Below are 18,133 nucleotides of genomic sequence, written 5' to 3' on the forward strand. Positions count from 1 at the left end.
ACGACGGTGTCTTCAGGGCCTCAGGGCCTCGACCGTGTTGCTGCGGTTGCCGTCCGGGTTGATGAGCGTGACCAGCCAGGTGTGGCCCGGCGGCACGGGGCTGAAGGTGGCGACCGCGCGGCCGGACCTGTGCAGGTTCACCAAGTCGGTGATGGTCTCCCCGGCTTCGGGAGCGTCCTCGGCGGTCAGTGCGGCCTGGGCGGGGTCCGTGAAGCCGCGGCCGACCAGTTTGACGACGGCAGCGCCGCGTTCGATCCTGACATCGTCGACGAAGACGATCACCGGTGGCTCGGTCCGCTGCGCGAAGCCTGCCAGGTCTGCCGAGTCCTTCAGTTGTGTGCGCAGCTCGCCCAGGGCGCGCCGGACGCGTGGCGTGCGGATGCCGCCGGGCAACCTCGGGTCGGTGGCGATCAGTTGCTCGGTGGCTTCGGCCAGTCGGGCGAGCTGCTCAAGGACGGGGACGACCGCGAGCACACCGTCCCTGCCCGCTTCCCTGATCAGCCGGGGCCCCTCGCTGGTGGAGACCCTGACGACCCAGTCCAGCAGGTCGGACAGCAGGATCGACGGTGGCTTGTCGTCGGGGAACCTCAGCCGGATCGTCTGGCGCTGGGAGGCGTCGATGAAGACGGACTCCAGGGCGAATACCGTCTCCTCCACCCCCTGCGCGACGACGTCCAGGCTCCGGGACAGCTGGATCAGCACGGTACCGAGTGAGGTCCGGTCGGTGCCGGAGAAGAGGTCCCGGTATCCGTCCCAGCCGACCGCGAGGGCCACGAGGTGGTCGACGACGATACGGAAGTTGGTGACCGCCCGTTCCTCGTCGAGGGTGGCGATGTAGGTGCTCTTCAGACCGAACCGGTCCCGCAGCCGCGCGAGTTGGCCGCCGACGGAATCCGCGTCCAGCCCCGGTGCGAACGCCTGTCGCCCGAGCAGCAGGAAGAACAGCTCGTCGACGCGCTGCACGCGCGGGCCGCCCTCGATCGCCAACTCGTCGACCAGTTCACCGAGTTCCGTCCGTACGATGGTGCGCACCGACTCGGTGTCCTGCGGATCGGCGGCGGGGTCGAGCGGGGTCAGGCCGGTGAGCAGCGGGGTGATCTGGTCCAGGGCGTTCTTCGCCCGGTTGTGGATGCTGGCCTGTGCCCCGGTCAGGGCCCCCAGGTCAGCCTGGACGGCGTAGCCGCGGGGATGCCAGGTGAACTCGGTGTGCCCCTGCACCTCGCGCAGTTCGAAGGCGCCGGCCAGCGCGGCCTGGAAGCCGGAGACGTGGGAGCCGGGACGCCAGCCGAGGACGTCGCGCAACGCGCCCTCCACGGCCTGCTGGTAGGGCGCGGACCGGTCGGTGCCACGGGAGGCGGGTGCCCGGCCGCCACCACTGATGTCCTCGGTGAGGAGGGGGAACTCGAACAGGCGGGAGAGTTCGCCGTCCGTCGACGCCGATGACGATCCGTTCGCAGGCGCCCCGGGCGGACCACCCGGCCGGGCGCCCGGGCCACCGGCCCCGCTGACACCGGATCCGGTCCCGGGCGGAGCACCTGTGCCGCCCACGGACCCGGCACCCGGGCCGGCCCCGGACAACGGGCCGGGTAGTCGGCCGCTCGGAGCGGGCGTCGGTCCCGAGGGCACGGAGCCGGATCCACGGCCGCGGGCAAGGGTGAAGTTTTGCTTCACGGTCGAGGCGACCTCGACCGTGAACTCGTCCACCGGTTCGCCGTTCTCGCCCAGTGCGGCCACCAGGAAGGTGCCGGCGGTGGACCAGGACCACGTGTAGTGACCCGTCTCGTCGGTCCACACCATGTCCAGCCTCTCACTCGTGGAAGCGTCCCGGATCAGAATCCCGACCCCCGCCAGCGGCCGGCCCTCCTCGTCCTGAATGACTCCCTCGATGCTGTGCGTCTCCTCTTCGAGCACCTGGAACACGAAGGACAGCGGGAGGTCCTGCCCGGGGCTCAGGTGCCACCTGGCCGACTTCTTCCCGGCACAGGCCACCCGGATCTGCCCGACAGTCGCCTGCGCGTCGTCGACGGTCACCGTGACAGTGCCGTCGGGAACGTTTCGGAACACGCACCCGGGCGACATTTCATCCGTGGTCAGGGTCTCCGCCGCGACTTCACGGTCGTCGGCGCGGGTCAGGGTGAACCGGGCGCCGAGGACGGGTTTTCCGTCCAGCTGCGGCGCGATGGAGATGTGGGCGCTCGGGCTGTAGTAGACGTAGAGGGTGTCCTGGGAGGGTGAGCTTCCGCCTCGATGGACGTTGAGCTCGGAGTGCTCGGGGACGGCGTCGGCCTGCTCGTGGGTGCTCAGCCGGATCTCGACCGGCGTGTCCAGGCAGGCCGCGTAGACGTCTCCGTTCGGTCGGCTGACGAAGACGGTGCCGTCGATCTCGACCTTGGCACCCGGAAGGGACGTCCCGTCCCTGTAGCGGGTGTTGAGCCGGAGCAGTCGCCTGCCGTCGGCGGCGAGCAGGACGACCTCGGCGTCCTCCACGCCTTTCGGGCCTACGACCAGCGTCGTCCCGGGACCTCCGTGCACCACGTACGGCTGGTCGAATCCCGTCGGGGACGTGCCGTCCCTGACGGTCACCCGGTACTCCCCCCTGGGCAGGTCGTCGTGGTGGACGAACCCCTTGTCGTCCGAGGGCGGGAGTTCGTACGACGTGCTCCGGGACGCCGTACCGGTCGCGCCCTTGTGGACGTCGCCCGAAGGAGTCAGTTCGAGCACCACGTCGGCCGGTGTGGGCCAGCCGCGCTGCCAACTCTCGGGCTCCTTACCCCAGTTCTTCACGTATCGGGGGCACAGGAAGACCCGGATCGTGACCTTCGGCATCGTGCTCTCCTTCCTCGGCGAGTCTCTCCAGGTCAGCGCCGGGCGGCGGACGTGGGACACGGGCGGTTCGGCGCGGCCAACTCCTGCCGGTGGGCGAGCGTCGTCGGTGGCGGCGCGTCGCTCCACGACGACCGCCCTCGGGCGTGGCGGGGGACCACCTCGTCCGCACGGGCATCGGCCTCGCGGGCCGTGTCCGGCGCCGAGGGTGGCGGCCGGTTCGGCGAGGCGGCCGGGGGCGGTCGGCTGAGCGGCCAGGGGCCGGACGTGCGACGGGCGCAGGGCCGCGGCCGACGCCCCGAGGTGTCGGACGGCCGTGCCGGAGTCGGCGTACGGGGAGCGGGCGGTCACCGTCATCGCCTCGCCAGTTCGCTGTAGAAGTTGCGGGTGATCACGCCCGGGCGGGCCAGGCGGCGGTCGAGGGCGGAGCGGGTGGCTCCGATCAGGAAGCGGGCGGGGATGATCCCGGGATCGGTGCCGGCGGCGAGGCGTTCGGCGGCCTCCAGCTGCATGGCGTACTCCTTGCCGCCGAACGGGAGCACCCGGGCGAGGCTGCGTCGGCCGAGTTGCGGGAAGGGCCGGAAGCAGAGGGCGTCCACGACCGCCGGGTGGGCGGTGGCGAACGTCGAGACCAGTTCGCGGGGCAGCGTGCCCGCGCGGGGGTCGGGGTAGATCGACGACCACAACCTGCCGTAGCGGTCGGCCAGTTCGGCGAACCCCATCCGGCGCAGCAGCTCCACGGAGATCCACACACGGAACCACGGTGTGGGGTGCGGGCCGCGGGGGTTGTACGCCAGCACGGACGACGGCGAGCGGCCGACCACGTCCAGCAGGGAGCCCAGCACCGCCGGACCACCGAGCAGCAGGGCCGACAGGTCGGCGTAGATCTCCCGGTTCCAGCGGACCCAGGTTCGCACCACCGTGGGCGGGCAGCCCTCGGCGAGCAGGCGGCGGGCGATCGCGCGCGGCACCGCCCGGTCGAGGCCCAGGTCGCTCTGCAGGTTGTGCGAGACCTCGTGCAGGACGGCACCCAGTGTCCAGGGGTTGACCAGGCGGTGGTACGGGAGCTGGACCAGCGGGAAGGGGTTGAGCCGCCGGCCGAGGCGGCGCAACGGGATGCCACGGCGGAAGGTCGCCGGGGAGAAGCCGGTGCGCATGAACGAGAACGGGGGCGGCGCGGGCAGCGGCTTGGCCTCGCCGACGCCCAGGTACGCGGCCTGGTAGCAGGAGAGCGCGATGCGGTCGCAGGAGAGCAGCGCGTCGGCGAAGACGGACTGCCGCTGGCCGAAGAGCTCGAAGTAGAAGTCCCAGATGCGCTCGACCTCACGCACCCAGGTGTGGGCCTGCTCCTTGGTGGTGAGGAGGGTCTGCAGCCGCCGGGTGTCCGGTCGCCCGGCGGCCTGCCGCGCCTGCTGTCCCACCTGTTCGCTGATCCGCAGCAGTTCGGCGCGGAGCCGGTTCAGCAGGGCGTTGACGGCCTGGAGATGGCCGGCGGTCGGTGCCGCGGCCCCGGTGCCGAACTCGCCCGCGCGGAAGGGTCGGAGGGCCGCGGCGTGCCGGGTGACGTTCAGTCCCTGTGCCCGCAGCCAGGGCCCGCGCACGGGCTCGGTGGTCCGGGGCCGGCGTACCGGCCGGCCGGACCGGGCGGTGGCGGTGCCCGGATCCGGTGTGCCGGCCGGCTGGACGGGAGCCGTGGGCGCGGTCATGGCCCGCCGCCTGTCAGAAGGTGTGCGGCCCGCGCGGGCGGACCGGACGGTAGGCGAGCACCGGCACCCAGGCGACGGACATCGGCGGCATCCCGGCGGGCCTGGGCGGCATCCCGGCGCGGCGGACCGGGGCCGTACGCCTGATCCCGTACGGCCGCCGGGCGGACGGCACGGCGGCCGGCAGGACCGTGGCGACCCTGCGGACCGCTCCCGCCGAGACCGGCGCCACGGACGGGGCACCGGCCCGTACGGCCCGGTGGTACCGGCGGTCGAGGGCCCGGGAACGCCGGACGACCGCACGGCGGCGCCTCGGGTCGGACAGGACGGCCGCGGTCTGTCCGGCGAGGGTGCGGAAGGCGCTGCGCGCGGTGACGGGACGTCCTCGGGCCACCTGACGGGCGAGGCTGCGGGTGGTGCGGACCGCGATGGTGGGCAGCGCCCGGACGAGTGGCCGTGTCACGGGGTTGCGGCGCAAAGCGCGGGTCACGTTGGCGAGGCCGCGCGCGAGTTGGGGGGTGGCCCGGACGAGGGCGGGCGCGGCGCGCCGGGCCATGCCTACGGCGATGGGGGCGATGGCACCGATGAGCGCCTCCGCCTCCGCCTCCGACTCGGCTTCCGCCGCGGCGTGGCCGAGGTGCTCCATCAGAGCGTCCGGGCGGGCGAGCCTGCGGAGCGGGTTGTTCATCGCCTCGTACTCGTACTCGGCTTCATCCTCGGCCTCGTACTCGGCTTCATCCTCGTACTCGGCTTCGTATTCACCCTCGTACTCACCTTCGTACTCGGCTTCGTATTCACCCTCGTACTCGGCTTCGTGGAGGTACTCCTCCTCGGCCTCTCCCTCCGCCTCGAAGAGGTACTCGTTCTCGAAGAGGTGCTCGCCCTCGCCTTCGTACAGGGACTCCCACTCACCCTCCAGCTCGGGGAGCGGTGCGGCGCCGGACGTCCGGGGGCCGGCTCCGTTCGTGCTCACGCTCATGGCCGCCGTCCTTCATGGTCGTGGTCCGGGCCCCGGGCTGGGTCCAGGGCTGGGTTTGGGTCCAGGGCTTGGGTTGGGCCGGTGGTCAGCGCAGGCCCGCCGCGTATCCGGGGCGGCGCGGTCGCGCGCCGGCGTAGGGGCGGCGAGGGGCACGTGCTGCGGGGCCTGCGGCGCGGCGGACGGCGGTGGCGGCACGGACGTTGCGCTGCAACGCGCGGGTGGTCTGCTGCGGGCTGCCCAGCACCCGTCGGGTCTGCCCGGCCATGACGCGGGCCGCGGTACGGCGGTTCACGGGCCGTCCGGTCGCGGCGCGGGCACCGAGGACCCGGGCGGTACGGCGGACGATCAGCGGCACGGCGCGGATCACCGGGCGGGTCGTCCGGCGGCGGCGCAGCAGCCGGGTCAGGACGCAGGTGGCACGGACCAGGTGCGGGGTCAGCCCGCGCAGGGTGGCGCGATCCTGGGGGGACAGGGCCGCGACCGTGGCCGCGCCGATCATCGCCTCGGCCTCCGCCTCGGAGCGGGCCTGGGCGGCGACCGCGGCCATCATCTCGGCCATCGCCTCCTGCTGGGTGAGCGGCCGGGACGCCTCCTCCTCGGCCTCGGCCTCGAACTCGCCCTCCGCCTCGTACTCGTACTCGCCCTCGCCCAAGGCCCGCGCGGCGAGGTTGCCGATGGTGCCGCCGAGCGGTCCGCCGATCGCGGTGCCGACCAGGGGCGCGGCAACTTGGGCGACCCGGCGCAGGACCGGGGCGGCGCGGCGGACGAAGGCACCGATGCGGCGGAAGAACTCCTCGCCCTCGAACTCGCCCTCCAGTTCGCCTTCCCACTCGCCCTCGTACTCGTACTCGCCCTCGTACTCGTACTCCTCCTCGCCCTGGCCGAGCAGGCCACCGACGGCGCCCATGACGCGGCCGAGGAACTCCTCGCCCTCGCCCTCCTCCTCGTAGAGGTACTCGTCCTCCTCTTCGCCGGCGCCCTCGAACTCGCCCTCCAGGGCCGCCTCGACCTCGTACTCCGGCTCGGCCTGGCGCATCTGCATGGCGCCTCCCTCCACACGTTCGGACAACTCAGCGTCTCTGGCGGCGCGTTGGGGAACCAGTCGCACGTCCTGCCGTCGATCGGTCCGGTGACGTCCGGATGAGTGTCACTCGGACGTGCTACGCCCGAATCGCGTATGAAGCGCATTTCTCCGCTGTTAGAGTGCGCAACATGCCTGTCACAGGTGTGGATCCGGCCGGGCGGCCGGGCCGACCGAGGCAAGGGGGGCCGACGGTGAAGAACGGGGCGAGCACCGATCTGTTGGTCAGGGGCAAGGCCCGGGGCGACGTCGAGGCACTGGTCCTGGAGCTGATCACCCGACTGTCCGGGTCGGAGGGGCGGGTGCTGCTCGATCTGGAGGTCGACGACGTTCGCTGCGTGGTCATCCGCAGCGACCGCGCGGGCCCGATGGCCCTGCTGAGTCCCCGTGAACGGGAGATCGCCCGGATGGTCGCCTGCGGTCACCCCAACAAGACGATCGCCTCGGTCCTGGAGATCAGCACCTGGACGGTCGCCTCCCATCTGCGCCGCATCTTCGTGAAGCTACAGGTGTCCTCCCGGGCCGCGATGGTCAACCGCCTCGTGACGGGCGACCCACAGCCGCGGCCGGTACCCGGGCCTGAGGCGGTGGATTTGGCGGCCGCGCCGTTCCTGTCCCAGGGGTGAGGTCGGGGAGGGGAGATACCGCGGGTGGGAAGTCGACCTGCACAATGGTGGCCATGGCCCGACGCACCACCCGCTCCCCCAAGCCCCTGAACAGCTGCCCGTGCGGGCTGCCCGAACCGTACGAGAAGTGCTGCGGCCGCTACCTCCTCCGGTCTCGGACAAGCCCGGCCGGGGAGACCCCCGTCGGCGCCGCCGCCCCGCCAACCGCCGAGGCGCTGATGCGGTCGCGGTACAGCGCGTTCGTCCTGCGGGACGAGGGGTATCTGCTGCGGACCTGGCACCCCCGCACGCGGCCGGCCGCCGTCGAGTTCGACACGACCATGCGCTGGACCGGCCTCGAAATCCTTGAGAGGCGGGACGGTTCGGCCTTCCACACCACCGGGACGGTGACCTTCCGTGCCTCGTTCCGGGGCGGCTCGCTGCATGAGCGGAGCCGCTTCGAGCGGGTGGACGGGGCCTGGGCGTACGTGGACGGGGAGTTCCTGGACTAGGTCGGCCGAAGACCGTCAGCGTCAGTCGAAAGCCGTCAGTCGAAAGCCACCGTTCGAAGGCCGTCAGTCGAAGGCCGTCAATCGAAGGCCGTCAGCCGGAAGCCCTCAACCGGAGGCCGGGGAGTGGCCGTTGGGTGCCAGGATGTCGAGTTCCTGGAGGGCGCCCGTGGTGATTTCCCTGGTGAGTTGTTCGGCTCGGGGGGCGTCGTGTTCGCGGATGGCTTCGGCGACCTGGACGTGGAGGGTCACGGCGGCGGGGTCGGGGTCGTCGAACATGACGGCGTGGTGGGTGCGGCCGGCGAGGACCGCCTCGACGACGTCGCCGAGGCGGGCGAACATCTCGTTGCCGGAGGCGTCGAGGATCAGGCGGTGGAAGGCGACGTCGTGGTGGAGGTAGCCCTCCAGCTTGTGGCCGCGTGAGTGGGCGACCATGCCGATGGCGCACTCGGTGATCGCGGCGCACTGCTCGGCCGTGGCGTTGCGCGCGGCGAGGCCCGCGGCGATCGGTTCGACGGCCGAGCGCAGGACCGTGAGCGAGCGCAGCTGGCGGGGGCGGTCCGCGCCGGCCAGGCGCCAGCGGATGACCTGGGGGTCGTAGACGTTCCACTCGACGGCCTGGCGGACGATCACGCCGACCCGGCGGCGGGACTCGACGAGGTGCATGGACTCCAGTACGCGGACGGCCTCGCGCATCACCGAGCGGGACACCTCGAAGGTCTGGGCGAGTTCGTCCGTGCGCAGCACGCTCCCCGGCGGGTACTCGCCCGCCGTGATCGCCGGTCCGAGGGTTTCCAGTACTCGGCCGTGCAGCCCCCGGCCCGGTGTGGTCATGGGGATCAGGGTACGAGGAGGGGAGAGCGAAGAAAAAGTCAGACTTATTTGTGTCCGGGGCTTGAATTCGTCGTACCTAATGGGTTTCAGTGTCGTCGACGTCGGGTGACGTCTAGATGTCGACGCAGACAGCGAGGTAGTGATGCGTACCCCTCATGTCGTCGTGGTGATGGGCGTGGCAGGGACCGGGAAGACCACGATCGGTCCCCTGCTGGCGGCCCGGCTCTGCGTTCCGTACGCCGAGGGCGACGACTTCCACCCCGAGGCCAACATCGCCAAGATGTCGGCCGGGACACCGCTGGACGACGCGGACCGGGGGCCGTGGCTGGACGCCATCGGCGCGTGGGCCCACGGCCGGGACGGACTCGGCGGGGTGGTCAGCTGTTCCGCGTTGAAGCGCGCGTACCGGGACCGGCTGCGGGCCGCCGCGCCCGGAGTCGTCTTCGTGCATCTCGCCGGTGATCGTGCGCTCATCGAGGACCGGATGTCCCACCGCCAGGGCCATTTCATGCCCACGGCGCTGCTCGACTCGCAGTTCGCCACGCTGCAGCCGCTGGAAGCGGACGAGGCGGGCGTCGCGGTCGATGTCTCGGGCGCGCCCGAGGAGATCGCCGAGCGGGCGGTCGCCGCGCTGCGGGAACTCGACCCGGCGACGTCGCAGACCCGGACGTCGTAGACCCCTGTCGCTCTGCCTCGTTCTCTTCGTCTCGTGCTCTTCGCCTCGTGCTCTTCGTCTCGTTCTCTCTGTCTCCCTTCTTCACCTCTCCCTCAACTTCCCCCCATTCAAGGATTCACCGTGACCAGACTCAACGTCGAGCTGCTGGCAGCGGACCCCGTCGAGCCGATCACCTCGGCGGGACACGCGCAGCTGGGCATCGCCGTACTGGCGGGCATCGCCGTCATCGTCGTACTCATCACCAGGTTCAAGGTGCACGCCTTCCTGGCGCTGACCATCGGCTCGCTCGCGCTCGGCGCGTTCGCCGGGGCGCCGCTGGACAAGGCGATCGTCAGCTTCACCACCGGGCTCGGATCGACCGTGGCCGGGGTGGGCGTGCTCATCGCGCTGGGCGCCATCCTCGGCAAGCTGCTGGCGGACTCCGGTGGCGCCGACCAGATCGTCGACACGATCCTCGCCAAGGCCGGCGGGCGGGCGATGCCGTGGGCGATGGTGCTGATCGCCTCCGTGATCGGGCTGCCGCTGTTCTTCGAGGTCGGGATCGTGCTGCTCATCCCGGTGGTGCTGATGGTCGCCAAGCGCGGCAACTACTCGCTGATGCGCATCGGTATCCCGGCCCTCGCCGGTCTGTCCGTCATGCACGGGCTGATCCCGCCGCACCCCGGTCCGCTGGTCGCGATCGACGCGGTGCAGGCCAACCTGGGCGTCACGCTGGCACTGGGGCTCCTCGTGGCGATACCGACCGTGATCATCGCCGGACCGCTGTTCTCGAAGTACGCGGCGCGCTGGGTGGATGTGCCCGTCCCCGAGCGCATGATCCCCGTGCGTGCCTCGGAGGAACTGGAGAAGCGGCCCGGGTTCGGCGCGACCATCGCGACCATGCTGCTGCCGGTGGTGCTGATGCTGGCCAGGGCGCTGGTGGACATCGTCGTGGACGATCCCGAGCAGATGGTCCAGCGGGTCTTCGACGTGGTCGGCTCGCCGCTGATCGCGCTGCTCACGTCTGTCATCGTGGGCATGTTCACGCTGGGGCGGGCGGCCGGGTTCACCAAGGGGCGGCTGTCCTCGACGGTCGAGACGTCCCTCGCGCCGATCGCGGGGATCCTGCTGATCGTCGGTGCGGGTGGCGGGTTCAAGCAGACGCTCATCGACTCCGGGGTCGGGCAGATGATCCTGGAGATCTCCGAGGACTGGTCGATTCCCGCGCTCGTCCTGGCGTGGCTGATCGCGGTGGCGATCCGGCTGGCGACCGGCTCGGCGACGGTCGCCACGATCTCGGCGGCGGGGCTGGTGGCCCCGCTCGCCGCGGACATGTCGACCACCCACACGGCCCTGCTGGTGCTCGCGATCGGCGCCGGCTCGCTCTTCTTCAGCCACGTCAACGACGCCGGGTTCTGGATGGTGAAGGAGTACTTCGGGATGACCGTCGGCCAGACCATCAAGACCTGGTCGGTGATGGAGACGATCATCTCGGTGGTGGCGGGGGCGATCGTGTTGCTGCTGTCGCTGGTGATCTAGGCGGTACGGGACCGGGGGCTCCCGGCTGTGTCCCGCGCTACGGCCGCCACAGCGGGTGTTCCCGGTCCGCCCACTCTTTGCTCACCGAGCCCGTCCGCAGGCCCCGGCGTGCCTCGGGGTCGCCCAGGGCCATGCCGATGTGGCCCGCCAGGACGATGCCGATCGTCAGGGCCAGCCAGTCGTGGACGAAGGTCGCGCTGGTGCGCCACATCAGGGGGGTGAGGTGCGTGAACCACATCATCAGGCCCGTGGCGAGCATGACGAGGGTGGCGCCGGCGATCCAGGAGGCGTAGAGCTTCTGACCGGCGTTGAACTTGGCGGCGGGGCGGGTGCCGGGGGTGCGGCGGCGGGCGGCGCGGAGCCAGACGCGGTCGTGTGGGCCCCAGCGGTTGAGCCGGCCGAGGTCCGCGCGGAACGCGCGGGAGGCCAGGCCCGCCAGGACCGGGAGGGGCAGGAGCAGGCCCGTCCACTTGTGGACCGTGACCACGAGGGCCCGGCGGCCGACCAGTTCGGCGAGGGCGGGGACGTAGAGGCAGGCCGCCGTCGCCACGCAGATGCCCATCAGGGCGGCCGTCGTGCGGTGGATCCAGCGTTCGGCGCTTGTGAAGCGCCGGACACGGGCCTCCACCCGGACGGGTGGCACCTCAAGTCGTCGGTTCATCGTCCCGCCCGTTCGATCGGCCTACCCACGCGTCGATGTCGTAGCCCCGCTCCTCCCAGTAGCCGGGCTCGACCTTCTCCGTCACCTCGATGCCGGAGAGCCACTTGGCCGACTTGTAGAAGTACATCGGGGCGACGTACAGGCGCACGGGGCCGCCGTGGTTGTGGCTGATGTCCTTGTCCTGCATACGGAGGGCCACCAGGACGTCCGCGCGGCGGGCCTGCTCCAGGGTGAGGCTCTCGCTGTACGCCCCGTCGAAGCAGGTGAAGCGGACCGCGCCCGCCGAGGAGCGCACGCCGGCCGCGTCCAGCAGCGCGGAGAGGCGTACGCCCTCGAACGGGGTGTCCGGCACCCGCCAGCCCGTGACGCACTGGACGTCCTTCACCATCCGGGTCTGCGGGAGGGCCCGCAGGTCGGCGAGGGTGTACGAGGCGGGCTTGTCGACCAGGCCGCCGACGGTGAGGCGGTAGTTCTTGGCGGTCTTGCGGGGGACGGACGACGTCACCGAGTAGTAGCGGAAGCCGCCCCCGTTGGGGAGCAGGCCGGTCAGACCGGTGGGGTCCTTCTGGGCCGCCTCGCCGAGGAACGCCTCCATGCCGCGCTGGAGGACGGGCGCGGAGACCACGCCGAGGGCGCCGAGTCCGAGGGTGCCGAGGAGGATACGGCGGCCGATGGGCTTCCCCTGTTCCCGGCCGCCCTGGCCCTCCTGGCCCTTCTGGCCCTCCTGGCCCTTCTGGTCTTCGAGGTGCTCCGTCGGCGCTTCCCGCGCTTCGGGATGTTCAGGGTTCACATACTGATTCGAACATCCGCCGCCCCCGTCGAGCCAGGAACGGCGGAAATTCGTCGGAAATACTCACCCGGGCGTGATCACCCCCTGGGGGTCAGCCCGTCGCCTTCGCAGCCGCCCGGCCCGCCGTGCGGCCGGAGAACAGGCAGCCGCCGAGGAACGTGCCCTCCAGGGAGCGGTAGCCGTGGACACCGCCGCCACCGAAGCCGGCGGCCTCGCCGGCCGCGTACACGCCCTCCAGCGGGTCGCCGCCCTCGGTGAGGACGCGGGAGGAGAGGTCGGTCTCCAGGCCGCCGAGGGTCTTGCGGGTCAGGATGTTCAGGCGGACGGCGATCAGCGGTCCCGCCTTGGGGTCGAGGATGCGGTGCGGGGTGGCGGTGCGGATGAGCTTGTCGCCGAGGTAGTTGCGGGCCCCCCGGATCGACATGACCTGCAGGTCCTTGGTGAAGGGGTTGGCGACCTCACGGTCCCGGGAGACGATCTCGCGGCGCAGCTCGGCCTCGTCGATCAGCGGTTCCTTCGTGAGCGCGTTCATGCCGCGGACCAGGGAGCCGAGGTCCTTCTCGACGACGAAGTCGACGCCGTTGTCCATGAATGCCTTCACCGGGCCGGGGACGTCCGCGCGGGCCCGGATGAAGACGTCCTTGATGGACTTGCCGGTCAGGTCGGGGTTCTGCTCGGAGCCGGAAAGGGCGAACTCCTTGCCGATGATCTTCTGGTCGAGGACGAACCACGTGTAGTCGTAGCCGGTCTTCATGATGTGCTCGAGCGTGCCGAGGGTGTCGAAGCCGGGGAACAGCGGGACCGGGAGCCGCTTGCCGCGGGCGTCCAGCCAGAGCGAGGACGGGCCGGGGAGGACACGGATGCCGTGGTTCTCCCAGATGGGGTTCCAGTTCTGGATGCCCTCGGTGTAGTGCCACATGCGGTCGCGGTTGATGAGGTTGGCGCCCGCCTCCTCGGCGATGCCGAGCATCCGGCCGTCGACGTGCGCGGGCACGCCGGAGATCATCTTCTCCGGGGGGTTGCCGAGGCGCTCGGGCCAGTTGGCGCGGACGAGGTCGTGGTTGCCGCCGATGCCGCCGGAGGTGACGATCACGGCCTGGGCCTTCAGTTCGAAGGCGCCGGTGACGTTGCGGTTGCTGGCCTGACCGCGCTCGATGGTCGACGGCTCCAGGATCTCGCCGGTGACGGTGTCGACGGCGCCCGCGCTGCGCGACAGACCGGTCACCCGGTGGCGGAACTTCAGCTGGACCAGCCCCCGGGCCACGCCCTCCCGCACGCGCCGCTCGAAGGGCGCGACGAGGCCGGGGCCGGTGCCCCAGGTGATGTGGAAGCGGGGGACGGAGTTGCCGTGGCCGTTGGCGTCGTAGCCGCCGCGCTCGGCCCAGCCGACCACCGGGAAGAACCGGACGCCCTGCCGGTGGAGCCAGGACCGCTTCTCACCGGCCGCGAAGTCGACGTACGCCTCGGCCCACTTGCGCGGCCAGTGGTCCTCCTCGCGGTCGAAGGCGGCCGTTCCCATCCAGTCCTGGAGGGCGAGGGCGTGGCTGTCCTTGATCCGCAGGCGGCGCTGCTCGGGCGAGTCGACGAAGAAGAGTCCGCCGAAGGACCAGTGCGCCTGGCCGCCGATCGACTGCTCCGGCTCCTGGTCGAGGAGGATCACCTTGCGACCCGCGTCGACGAGCTCCGCGGTCGCCGCGAGCCCCGCGAGGCCCGCCCCGATCACGATCACATCTGCGTCGTACGACATTGGAGGACGTCCTCTCGGGAACGGGTCAGGCAAGCGGGGGCAGGCCGAAGCAGGCCAGGCACGGCCCCACGCTTTGTTACCGGCCGGTCAGCAGCTTTGGCATCAGATCCTTCGGCAGAAGGAGTGACCTAGTCAACTGCCGAGATGTGTCTCCTCTTACGGACAGCCTCCGGCGGGGCGGCTACAGTCGTCTGAATACGTATCGGGCCACCCGTCGGGGCACAAATCGCTCTCCGACCGGGATGCCGAGCGGACGCCCCTTGGGGATACTCGCCGCCGCCCGTCCGACGACCCGAGGTATTCCGCGTGTCGGTTCTCGTTCTTCTTCTCGCCATGGGCGCCGCCTGCTGTCTGGGCTTCGGCTTCGTGCTCCAGCAGCAGGCCGCCGCGCACGCCCCGCTGGGCGACTTCCTCTCGCCCCGGCTGCTGCTCGACCTGATCCGGGTGCCGCGCTGGCTCGGCGGGATCGGGCTGATGGTGTGCGGCATGGCCCTGGGCGCGATCGCGCTCAGCCAGGGCGAGGTCACCCTCGTCGAGCCGCTGCTCGCCACGAACCTGCTCTTCGCGCTCGCCCTCTCCCGCCGGCAGACCCGTCAGCCGCTGGGGCGCCAGGGCTGGGCGGGGCTGGTACTGCTCGCGGGAGGCGTCACCGCCTTCATCGTCGCCGGGCAGCCGGGGGGTGGGGCGGCGGTCGGCGGGCCCTTCCGGCAGTGGCTGATCATCGGCGTCATGCTGGGGCTCGCGCTGCTGCTCACGGCGTACGCGAAGCGGTCGCGGCTCAGTGCCGCGCCGGTACTCCTGGCGGTCGCGGCCGGGCTCCTCTACGGCGTCCAGGACGCGCTCACCCGGGTCAGCGGGCAGCTGTTCGCCGAGGTCGGCTGGGGCGGGCTGTTCACCTCGTGGCAGCCGTACGGGGTCGTGTTCCTCGGCGTGACCGGGCTCCTGCTCGTCCAGAGCGCCTTCGAGACGGCGCCGCTGCGGATGTCCCTGCCGGCCCTGACCGCCGCGCAGCCGCTGGCGGGGATCGCCTGCGGAGTGGGGTTCCTGGGGGATCGGCTGCGGATGGACGCGGGGGCGCTCGCGTGGGAGGCGGCGGGGTTGGCGGGGATCATCGTCGGGGTGGTGTTTCTCGGGATGCATCCAGCTATGCCGTGCGGCTCGGCCGGGGTCGTACGGCAGAAGGAACTGCAGCCGGGCGCCTAATGGCTCGGGGTACCTGTGACATGGCGAGTGCGGGTGGGTGGGGCTGGTCGCGCGGTTCCCCGCGCCCCTGATATGGACACGACCCCTGCGGGCCGAAAAAAGCACGGGGCGCAGCCGGCCCACACGCTCCGCCACCCCCTGCTTGGATGGAGCCATGAGCGCCGCCGACGAGATCCTCGACATCGTGGACGAGAACGACCAGGTCATCGGGCAGGCCCCGCGCGGGGAGGTGTACGCGCGTGGGATGCGGCATCGGGCCGTGTTCGTGCTGGCCAGGGACGCCGAGGGGCGGGTCTTCGTGCATCGCCGGACGGCCACGAAGCTGATCTTCCCGTCGCTGTACGACATGTTCGTGGGCGGGGTCGTCGGGGCGGGCGAGTCCTACGACGACGCGGCCCTCCGGGAGGCCGAGGAGGAGCTGGGCGTCTCCGGGCTGCCCCGGCCCGACCCGCTCTTCAAGTTCCTGTACGACGACGGAGCCGGGCGGACCTGGTGGTCGGCCGTGTACGAGGTCCGCTGCGAGCCGGCGGTGAACCCGCAGGTGGAGGAGGTCGCCTGGCACGGGTTCCTGGCGGAGGCCGAGGTGGAGCGGCAGCTGGGCGAGTGGGAGTGGGTGCCGGACGGGGTGGCGGCGTACGAGCGGCTGAGGGCGCGCAGAACCACGGAGTGAAGCACGGGGAGGGCAACCTGCGCTCCGAAGCCGACCGGTACTGTCCTACACGTGATCGAATTTGTACGGAACGTCCGGCTCTGGTTCGTCCCCGAGGAGGTCCGGGAGGACGGCCGGACCCCGGACTACCGGTTCTCCCTGGCCAACGAGCGGACATTCCTGGCCTGGCTGCGCACCTCGCTCGCCCTCGTCGGCGGCGGTTTCGCGGTGGACCAGTTCCTGCCGGACCTGCGCTGGGGCTGGCGCGTCGGGCTCGCGCTCGCGCTGCTGGCCGCCGGGGTGCTGTGCGCGCTGCGGGCGGTCAACCACTGGGTGCGCTGCGAGCAGGCGATGCGGCGCGGGGAGGATCTGCCGGTGTCGCGCTTCCCGGTGCTGCTCAGCCTCGTCGTCGCCGTGGTCGCCGTCGTCATGGTCGCCGTGGTCCTGCTCGGGTGGGAGGGGTGAGTCCACCGTCCGCTCCCCCTGGGGCTCCCGACCGCGACCCCGGCCTCCAGCCCGAGCGCACCCGGCTCGCCTGGCGGCGTACGACCCTCACTGGCGCCGTGATCGCCGTACTCGCCGCGAAGTCCGCGCTGCACGGCGGGCCGTCGACGGCCGCAGTGGTGGCCGCGGCCCTGTGCGCGGTGCTGTGGCTGGGCTTCCTGGCGCTCGCCCACCGCCGTATCCACGCCTTGACGGCCTCCCGCCCGCCCGTTCTCGTGCCCCGGATGGCCGCGACGGCCGTCCTGTGCGTGATCGCCCTCGCGGTGTGCGGCGCGGCCTTGGTGCTCTGACACCGAGCCCTGACGTCACGGGACTCCGGCGAGCAGCGAGGCGTGACGGAGAGCAACGGGGAGCAATCGAGCAAACCGAAGCGGGGGCAAGCCTTGGTGTGTGCATGGAGTTTCAAAAAGGAAGAACTGGGGCTTCTGTGACTAGCCTGGATATGTCACCCCCGCACCACCGAAGGTGAGCACGATGACCACCCTGCACCAGGAACACCCCGTCCACGACCACGGCCACGGCCACGGCCCGACCTGCGGGCACACCGCCGTGTCGCACGGTGACCACACCGACTACGCGCACGACGGGCATCTGCACCGCGAGCACTCCGGCCACTGGGACGAATGCGAGCCGAGCGGGCACACCGCGCACGAGGGGCACGCCCATGAGCACGGCGAGGACTGTGGGCACCAGGCGGTCACGCACGGGGACCACGTGGACTATGTGCACGACGGACACCGGCACGCCGCCCACGACGGGCACTGGGACGACCACTGACGGCACTGACGGCCGACGGCGGGCGTCAGCACAATCACCTGCGCCGTTTCCGTACACCCCGGATTCCACCGGATCGCCGCCGACTGGCAGGCTCTGACCACCAGTTGGCGACGATCCGGGGGATGAAGGGGATCACTATGACCGCAGGAGAGCCGTACACCGTCGAGCTCGCGAGCGACGTGTACGCGTATGTGCAGCCGGACGGCGGATGGTGTCTGAACAACTCCGGTTTCGTGAGTGACGGGACCACCACTTTGCTCGTGGACACGGCGGCGACGGAGCGCCGGACCCGCGCCCTGGGCGCCGCGCTCGACGCGACCGGCGTCCCGAAGCCCCGTTTCCTGGTCAACACCCACCACCACGGGGACCACACCTACGGCAACGGCTTCTTCACGCCGTCCGCCACCCTCGTCTCGCACTCGGCCTGCCGCCGCGAGGCCCTCGCCAGCGGACAGCACCTCCATCTGCTGTGGCCGCAGACCGACTTCGGCGACGTCAGCATCCAGGGCGCGGACCTGACGTACGACGACCGTGTGACGCTCCACGTCGGTGACATCGAGGCGCAGGTCATCCACCCGGGCATCTCGCACACGGTCGGCGACTCCGTCGTGTGGCTGCCGCACCGGCGGGTGCTGTTCGCGGGGGACCTGGTCTTCGAGGGCGGGACGCCGTTCTTCCTGATGGGGTCGCTGAGCGGTTCGCTGCGGGCGCTGGCACTGTTGCGTGAGCTGGGCGCCGAGACCGTCGTACCGGGGCACGGGCCGGTCACCGACCCGTCCGCCTTCGACAAGGCCGAGCGGTACATGCGGTTCGTGGCCGAGGTCGCCGAGAAGTCGCACGCGGCGGGGCTCACGCCGCTGGAGGCGGCCCGGAGCACGGATCTCGGGGAGTACGCCGCGCTGCCGGAGAGCGAGCGGCTGGTGGCGAACCTGCGCCGGGCGTACGCCGAACTGGACGGGGCACCGGAGGGTGAGGGCGTCGACCCGTTCGCCGGGTTCATGGACATGGCGACCATCAACGGCGGGGAGATGATGACCTGCCACGCGTGACGCTCGGGAGGGGTCGGCGGACCGG

General features: G+C 71.4%; 19 protein-coding genes. 11 read left to right on the plus strand and 8 right to left on the minus strand.

Going from position 1 to position 18,133, the window contains the following annotated elements; all coding sequences use genetic code 11:
• Nucleotides 1-12 precede the first annotated feature (12 nt).
• Nucleotides 13-2,826 (minus strand): carboxypeptidase regulatory-like domain-containing protein, encoded by a 2,814-nt coding sequence (locus tag ACFU53_RS03560; RefSeq protein ID WP_383985636.1) that lies wholly within the window; start codon nucleotides 2,824-2,826, stop codon nucleotides 13-15.
• A gap of 51 nt (nucleotides 2,827-2,877) precedes the next feature.
• On the opposite strand from ACFU53_RS03560, the gene ACFU53_RS03565 reads away from it, so the two are divergent.
• Nucleotides 2,878-3,201: a hypothetical protein gene (locus tag ACFU53_RS03565; RefSeq protein WP_383985637.1), complete on the plus strand. Its 324-nt coding sequence runs from the start codon at nucleotides 2,878-2,880 to the stop codon at nucleotides 3,199-3,201.
• Here ACFU53_RS03565 and ACFU53_RS03570 read toward each other — a convergent pair.
• The 3 genes from ACFU53_RS03570 to ACFU53_RS03580 form a co-directional block, all read right to left on the minus strand.
• A complete protein-coding gene (locus tag ACFU53_RS03570; protein WP_383985639.1) occupies nucleotides 3,177-4,529 on the minus strand; it encodes a hypothetical protein in 1,353 nt (450 codons plus the stop codon). The genes ACFU53_RS03565 and ACFU53_RS03570 overlap by 25 nt on opposite strands.
• Before the next feature lie 13 nt (nucleotides 4,530-4,542).
• Nucleotides 4,543-5,505, minus strand: a complete 963-nt coding sequence (locus tag ACFU53_RS03575) for a hypothetical protein (protein ID WP_383985641.1) — start codon at nucleotides 5,503-5,505, stop codon at nucleotides 4,543-4,545.
• Between the two features lie 85 nt (nucleotides 5,506-5,590).
• Entirely contained in the window at nucleotides 5,591-6,547 is a 957-nt protein-coding gene (locus tag ACFU53_RS03580) for a hypothetical protein (RefSeq protein ID WP_383985643.1), read from the minus strand.
• 170 nt (nucleotides 6,548-6,717) lie between these two features.
• On the opposite strand from ACFU53_RS03580, the gene ACFU53_RS03585 reads away from it, so the two are divergent.
• Both ACFU53_RS03585 and ACFU53_RS03590 read left to right on the plus strand, forming a co-directional pair.
• A complete protein-coding gene (locus ACFU53_RS03585) occupies nucleotides 6,718-7,212 on the plus strand; it encodes a LuxR C-terminal-related transcriptional regulator (protein WP_383985644.1) in 495 nt (164 codons plus the stop codon).
• Nucleotides 7,213-7,265: 53 nt separating this feature from the next.
• Complete coding sequence (locus ACFU53_RS03590) at nucleotides 7,266-7,703, plus strand: YchJ family protein (protein WP_383985646.1); 438 nt, start codon at nucleotides 7,266-7,268, stop codon at nucleotides 7,701-7,703.
• A gap of 105 nt (nucleotides 7,704-7,808) precedes the next feature.
• Here the strand turns inward: ACFU53_RS03590 and ACFU53_RS03595 are convergent, their stop codons facing one another.
• Complete coding sequence (locus ACFU53_RS03595; RefSeq protein WP_383985648.1) at nucleotides 7,809-8,534, minus strand: FadR/GntR family transcriptional regulator; 726 nt, start codon at nucleotides 8,532-8,534, stop codon at nucleotides 7,809-7,811.
• A gap of 142 nt (nucleotides 8,535-8,676) precedes the next feature.
• Here ACFU53_RS03595 and ACFU53_RS03600 point away from each other — a divergent pair, with 142 nt between their 5' ends.
• Nucleotides 8,677-9,210, plus strand: coding sequence for a gluconokinase (locus tag ACFU53_RS03600; protein ID WP_383985650.1), 534 nt, complete (start codon nucleotides 8,677-8,679; stop codon nucleotides 9,208-9,210).
• 120 nt (nucleotides 9,211-9,330) lie between these two features.
• A complete protein-coding gene (locus tag ACFU53_RS03605) occupies nucleotides 9,331-10,728 on the plus strand; it encodes a GntP family permease (protein ID WP_383985652.1) in 1,398 nt (465 codons plus the stop codon).
• Between the two features lie 37 nt (nucleotides 10,729-10,765).
• Here ACFU53_RS03605 and ACFU53_RS03610 read toward each other — a convergent pair whose 3' ends face one another.
• The 3 genes from ACFU53_RS03610 to ACFU53_RS03620 form a co-directional block, all read right to left on the minus strand.
• Entirely contained in the window at nucleotides 10,766-11,389 is a 624-nt protein-coding gene (locus ACFU53_RS03610) for a cytochrome b/b6 domain-containing protein (RefSeq protein ID WP_383985653.1), read from the minus strand.
• Entirely contained in the window at nucleotides 11,373-12,179 is an 807-nt protein-coding gene (locus ACFU53_RS03615; RefSeq protein ID WP_383985655.1) for a molybdopterin-dependent oxidoreductase, read from the minus strand. Before ACFU53_RS03615 ends, ACFU53_RS03610 begins: the two co-directional genes overlap by 17 nt.
• A gap of 91 nt (nucleotides 12,180-12,270) precedes the next feature.
• Nucleotides 12,271-13,926, minus strand: a complete 1,656-nt coding sequence (locus ACFU53_RS03620; RefSeq protein WP_383985657.1) for an FAD-binding dehydrogenase — start codon at nucleotides 13,924-13,926, stop codon at nucleotides 12,271-12,273.
• 306 nt (nucleotides 13,927-14,232) lie between these two features.
• On the opposite strand from ACFU53_RS03620, the gene ACFU53_RS03625 reads away from it, so the two are divergent.
• From ACFU53_RS03625 to ACFU53_RS03650, 6 genes are all read left to right on the plus strand, one after another.
• A complete protein-coding gene (locus ACFU53_RS03625; RefSeq protein WP_383985659.1) occupies nucleotides 14,233-15,129 on the plus strand; it encodes a DMT family transporter in 897 nt (298 codons plus the stop codon).
• 154 nt (nucleotides 15,130-15,283) lie between these two features.
• A complete protein-coding gene (locus ACFU53_RS03630; protein ID WP_383985661.1) occupies nucleotides 15,284-15,799 on the plus strand; it encodes an NUDIX hydrolase in 516 nt (171 codons plus the stop codon).
• Nucleotides 15,800-15,850: 51 nt separating this feature from the next.
• Entirely contained in the window at nucleotides 15,851-16,243 is a 393-nt protein-coding gene (locus ACFU53_RS03635) for a YidH family protein (protein ID WP_383985663.1), read from the plus strand.
• Nucleotides 16,240-16,572, plus strand: a complete 333-nt coding sequence (locus tag ACFU53_RS03640) for a DUF202 domain-containing protein (RefSeq protein ID WP_383985664.1) — start codon at nucleotides 16,240-16,242, stop codon at nucleotides 16,570-16,572. Before ACFU53_RS03635 ends, ACFU53_RS03640 begins: the two co-directional genes overlap by 4 nt.
• A 184-nt stretch (nucleotides 16,573-16,756) precedes the next feature.
• The gene (locus ACFU53_RS03645) at nucleotides 16,757-17,059 is read left to right on the plus strand and encodes a hypothetical protein (protein WP_383985666.1); all 303 of its coding nucleotides are present in this window, start codon (nucleotides 16,757-16,759) and stop codon (nucleotides 17,057-17,059) included.
• Nucleotides 17,060-17,196: 137 nt separating this feature from the next.
• Nucleotides 17,197-18,108 (plus strand): MBL fold metallo-hydrolase, encoded by a 912-nt coding sequence (locus tag ACFU53_RS03650; protein WP_383985668.1) that lies wholly within the window; start codon nucleotides 17,197-17,199, stop codon nucleotides 18,106-18,108.
• Nucleotides 18,109-18,133 lie beyond the last annotated feature (25 nt).

The organism is Streptomyces sp. NPDC057474, from assembly GCF_042802555.1.
Classification (GTDB): Bacteria; Actinomycetota; Actinomycetes; order Streptomycetales; family Streptomycetaceae; genus Streptomyces.

Excerpts from the sequence above, each read along its gene's own strand:
- ACFU53_RS03560 (WP_383985636.1), bottom strand. The coding sequence starts at position 2,826 with ATGCCGAAGGTCACGATCCGGGTCTTCCTGTGCCCCCGATACGTGAAG.
- ACFU53_RS03570 (WP_383985639.1), bottom strand. The coding sequence starts at position 4,529 with ATGACCGCGCCCACGGCTCCCGTCCAGCCGGCCGGCACACCGGATCCG.
- ACFU53_RS03575 (WP_383985641.1), bottom strand. The coding sequence starts at position 5,505 with ATGAGCGTGAGCACGAACGGAGCCGGCCCCCGGACGTCCGGCGCCGCA.
- ACFU53_RS03580 (WP_383985643.1), bottom strand. The coding sequence starts at position 6,547 with ATGCAGATGCGCCAGGCCGAGCCGGAGTACGAGGTCGAGGCGGCCCTG.
- ACFU53_RS03585 (WP_383985644.1), top strand. The coding sequence starts at position 6,718 with ATGCCTGTCACAGGTGTGGATCCGGCCGGGCGGCCGGGCCGACCGAGG.
- ACFU53_RS03590 (WP_383985646.1), top strand. The coding sequence starts at position 7,266 with ATGGCCCGACGCACCACCCGCTCCCCCAAGCCCCTGAACAGCTGCCCG.
- ACFU53_RS03595 (WP_383985648.1), bottom strand. The coding sequence starts at position 8,534 with ATGACCACACCGGGCCGGGGGCTGCACGGCCGAGTACTGGAAACCCTC.
- ACFU53_RS03600 (WP_383985650.1), top strand. The coding sequence starts at position 8,677 with ATGCGTACCCCTCATGTCGTCGTGGTGATGGGCGTGGCAGGGACCGGG.
- ACFU53_RS03610 (WP_383985653.1), bottom strand. The coding sequence starts at position 11,389 with ATGAACCGACGACTTGAGGTGCCACCCGTCCGGGTGGAGGCCCGTGTC.
- ACFU53_RS03620 (WP_383985657.1), bottom strand. The coding sequence starts at position 13,926 with ATGTCGTACGACGCAGATGTGATCGTGATCGGGGCGGGCCTCGCGGGG.
- ACFU53_RS03630 (WP_383985661.1), top strand. The coding sequence starts at position 15,284 with ATGAGCGCCGCCGACGAGATCCTCGACATCGTGGACGAGAACGACCAG.
- ACFU53_RS03645 (WP_383985666.1), top strand. The coding sequence starts at position 16,757 with ATGACCACCCTGCACCAGGAACACCCCGTCCACGACCACGGCCACGGC.
- ACFU53_RS03650 (WP_383985668.1), top strand. The coding sequence starts at position 17,197 with ATGACCGCAGGAGAGCCGTACACCGTCGAGCTCGCGAGCGACGTGTAC.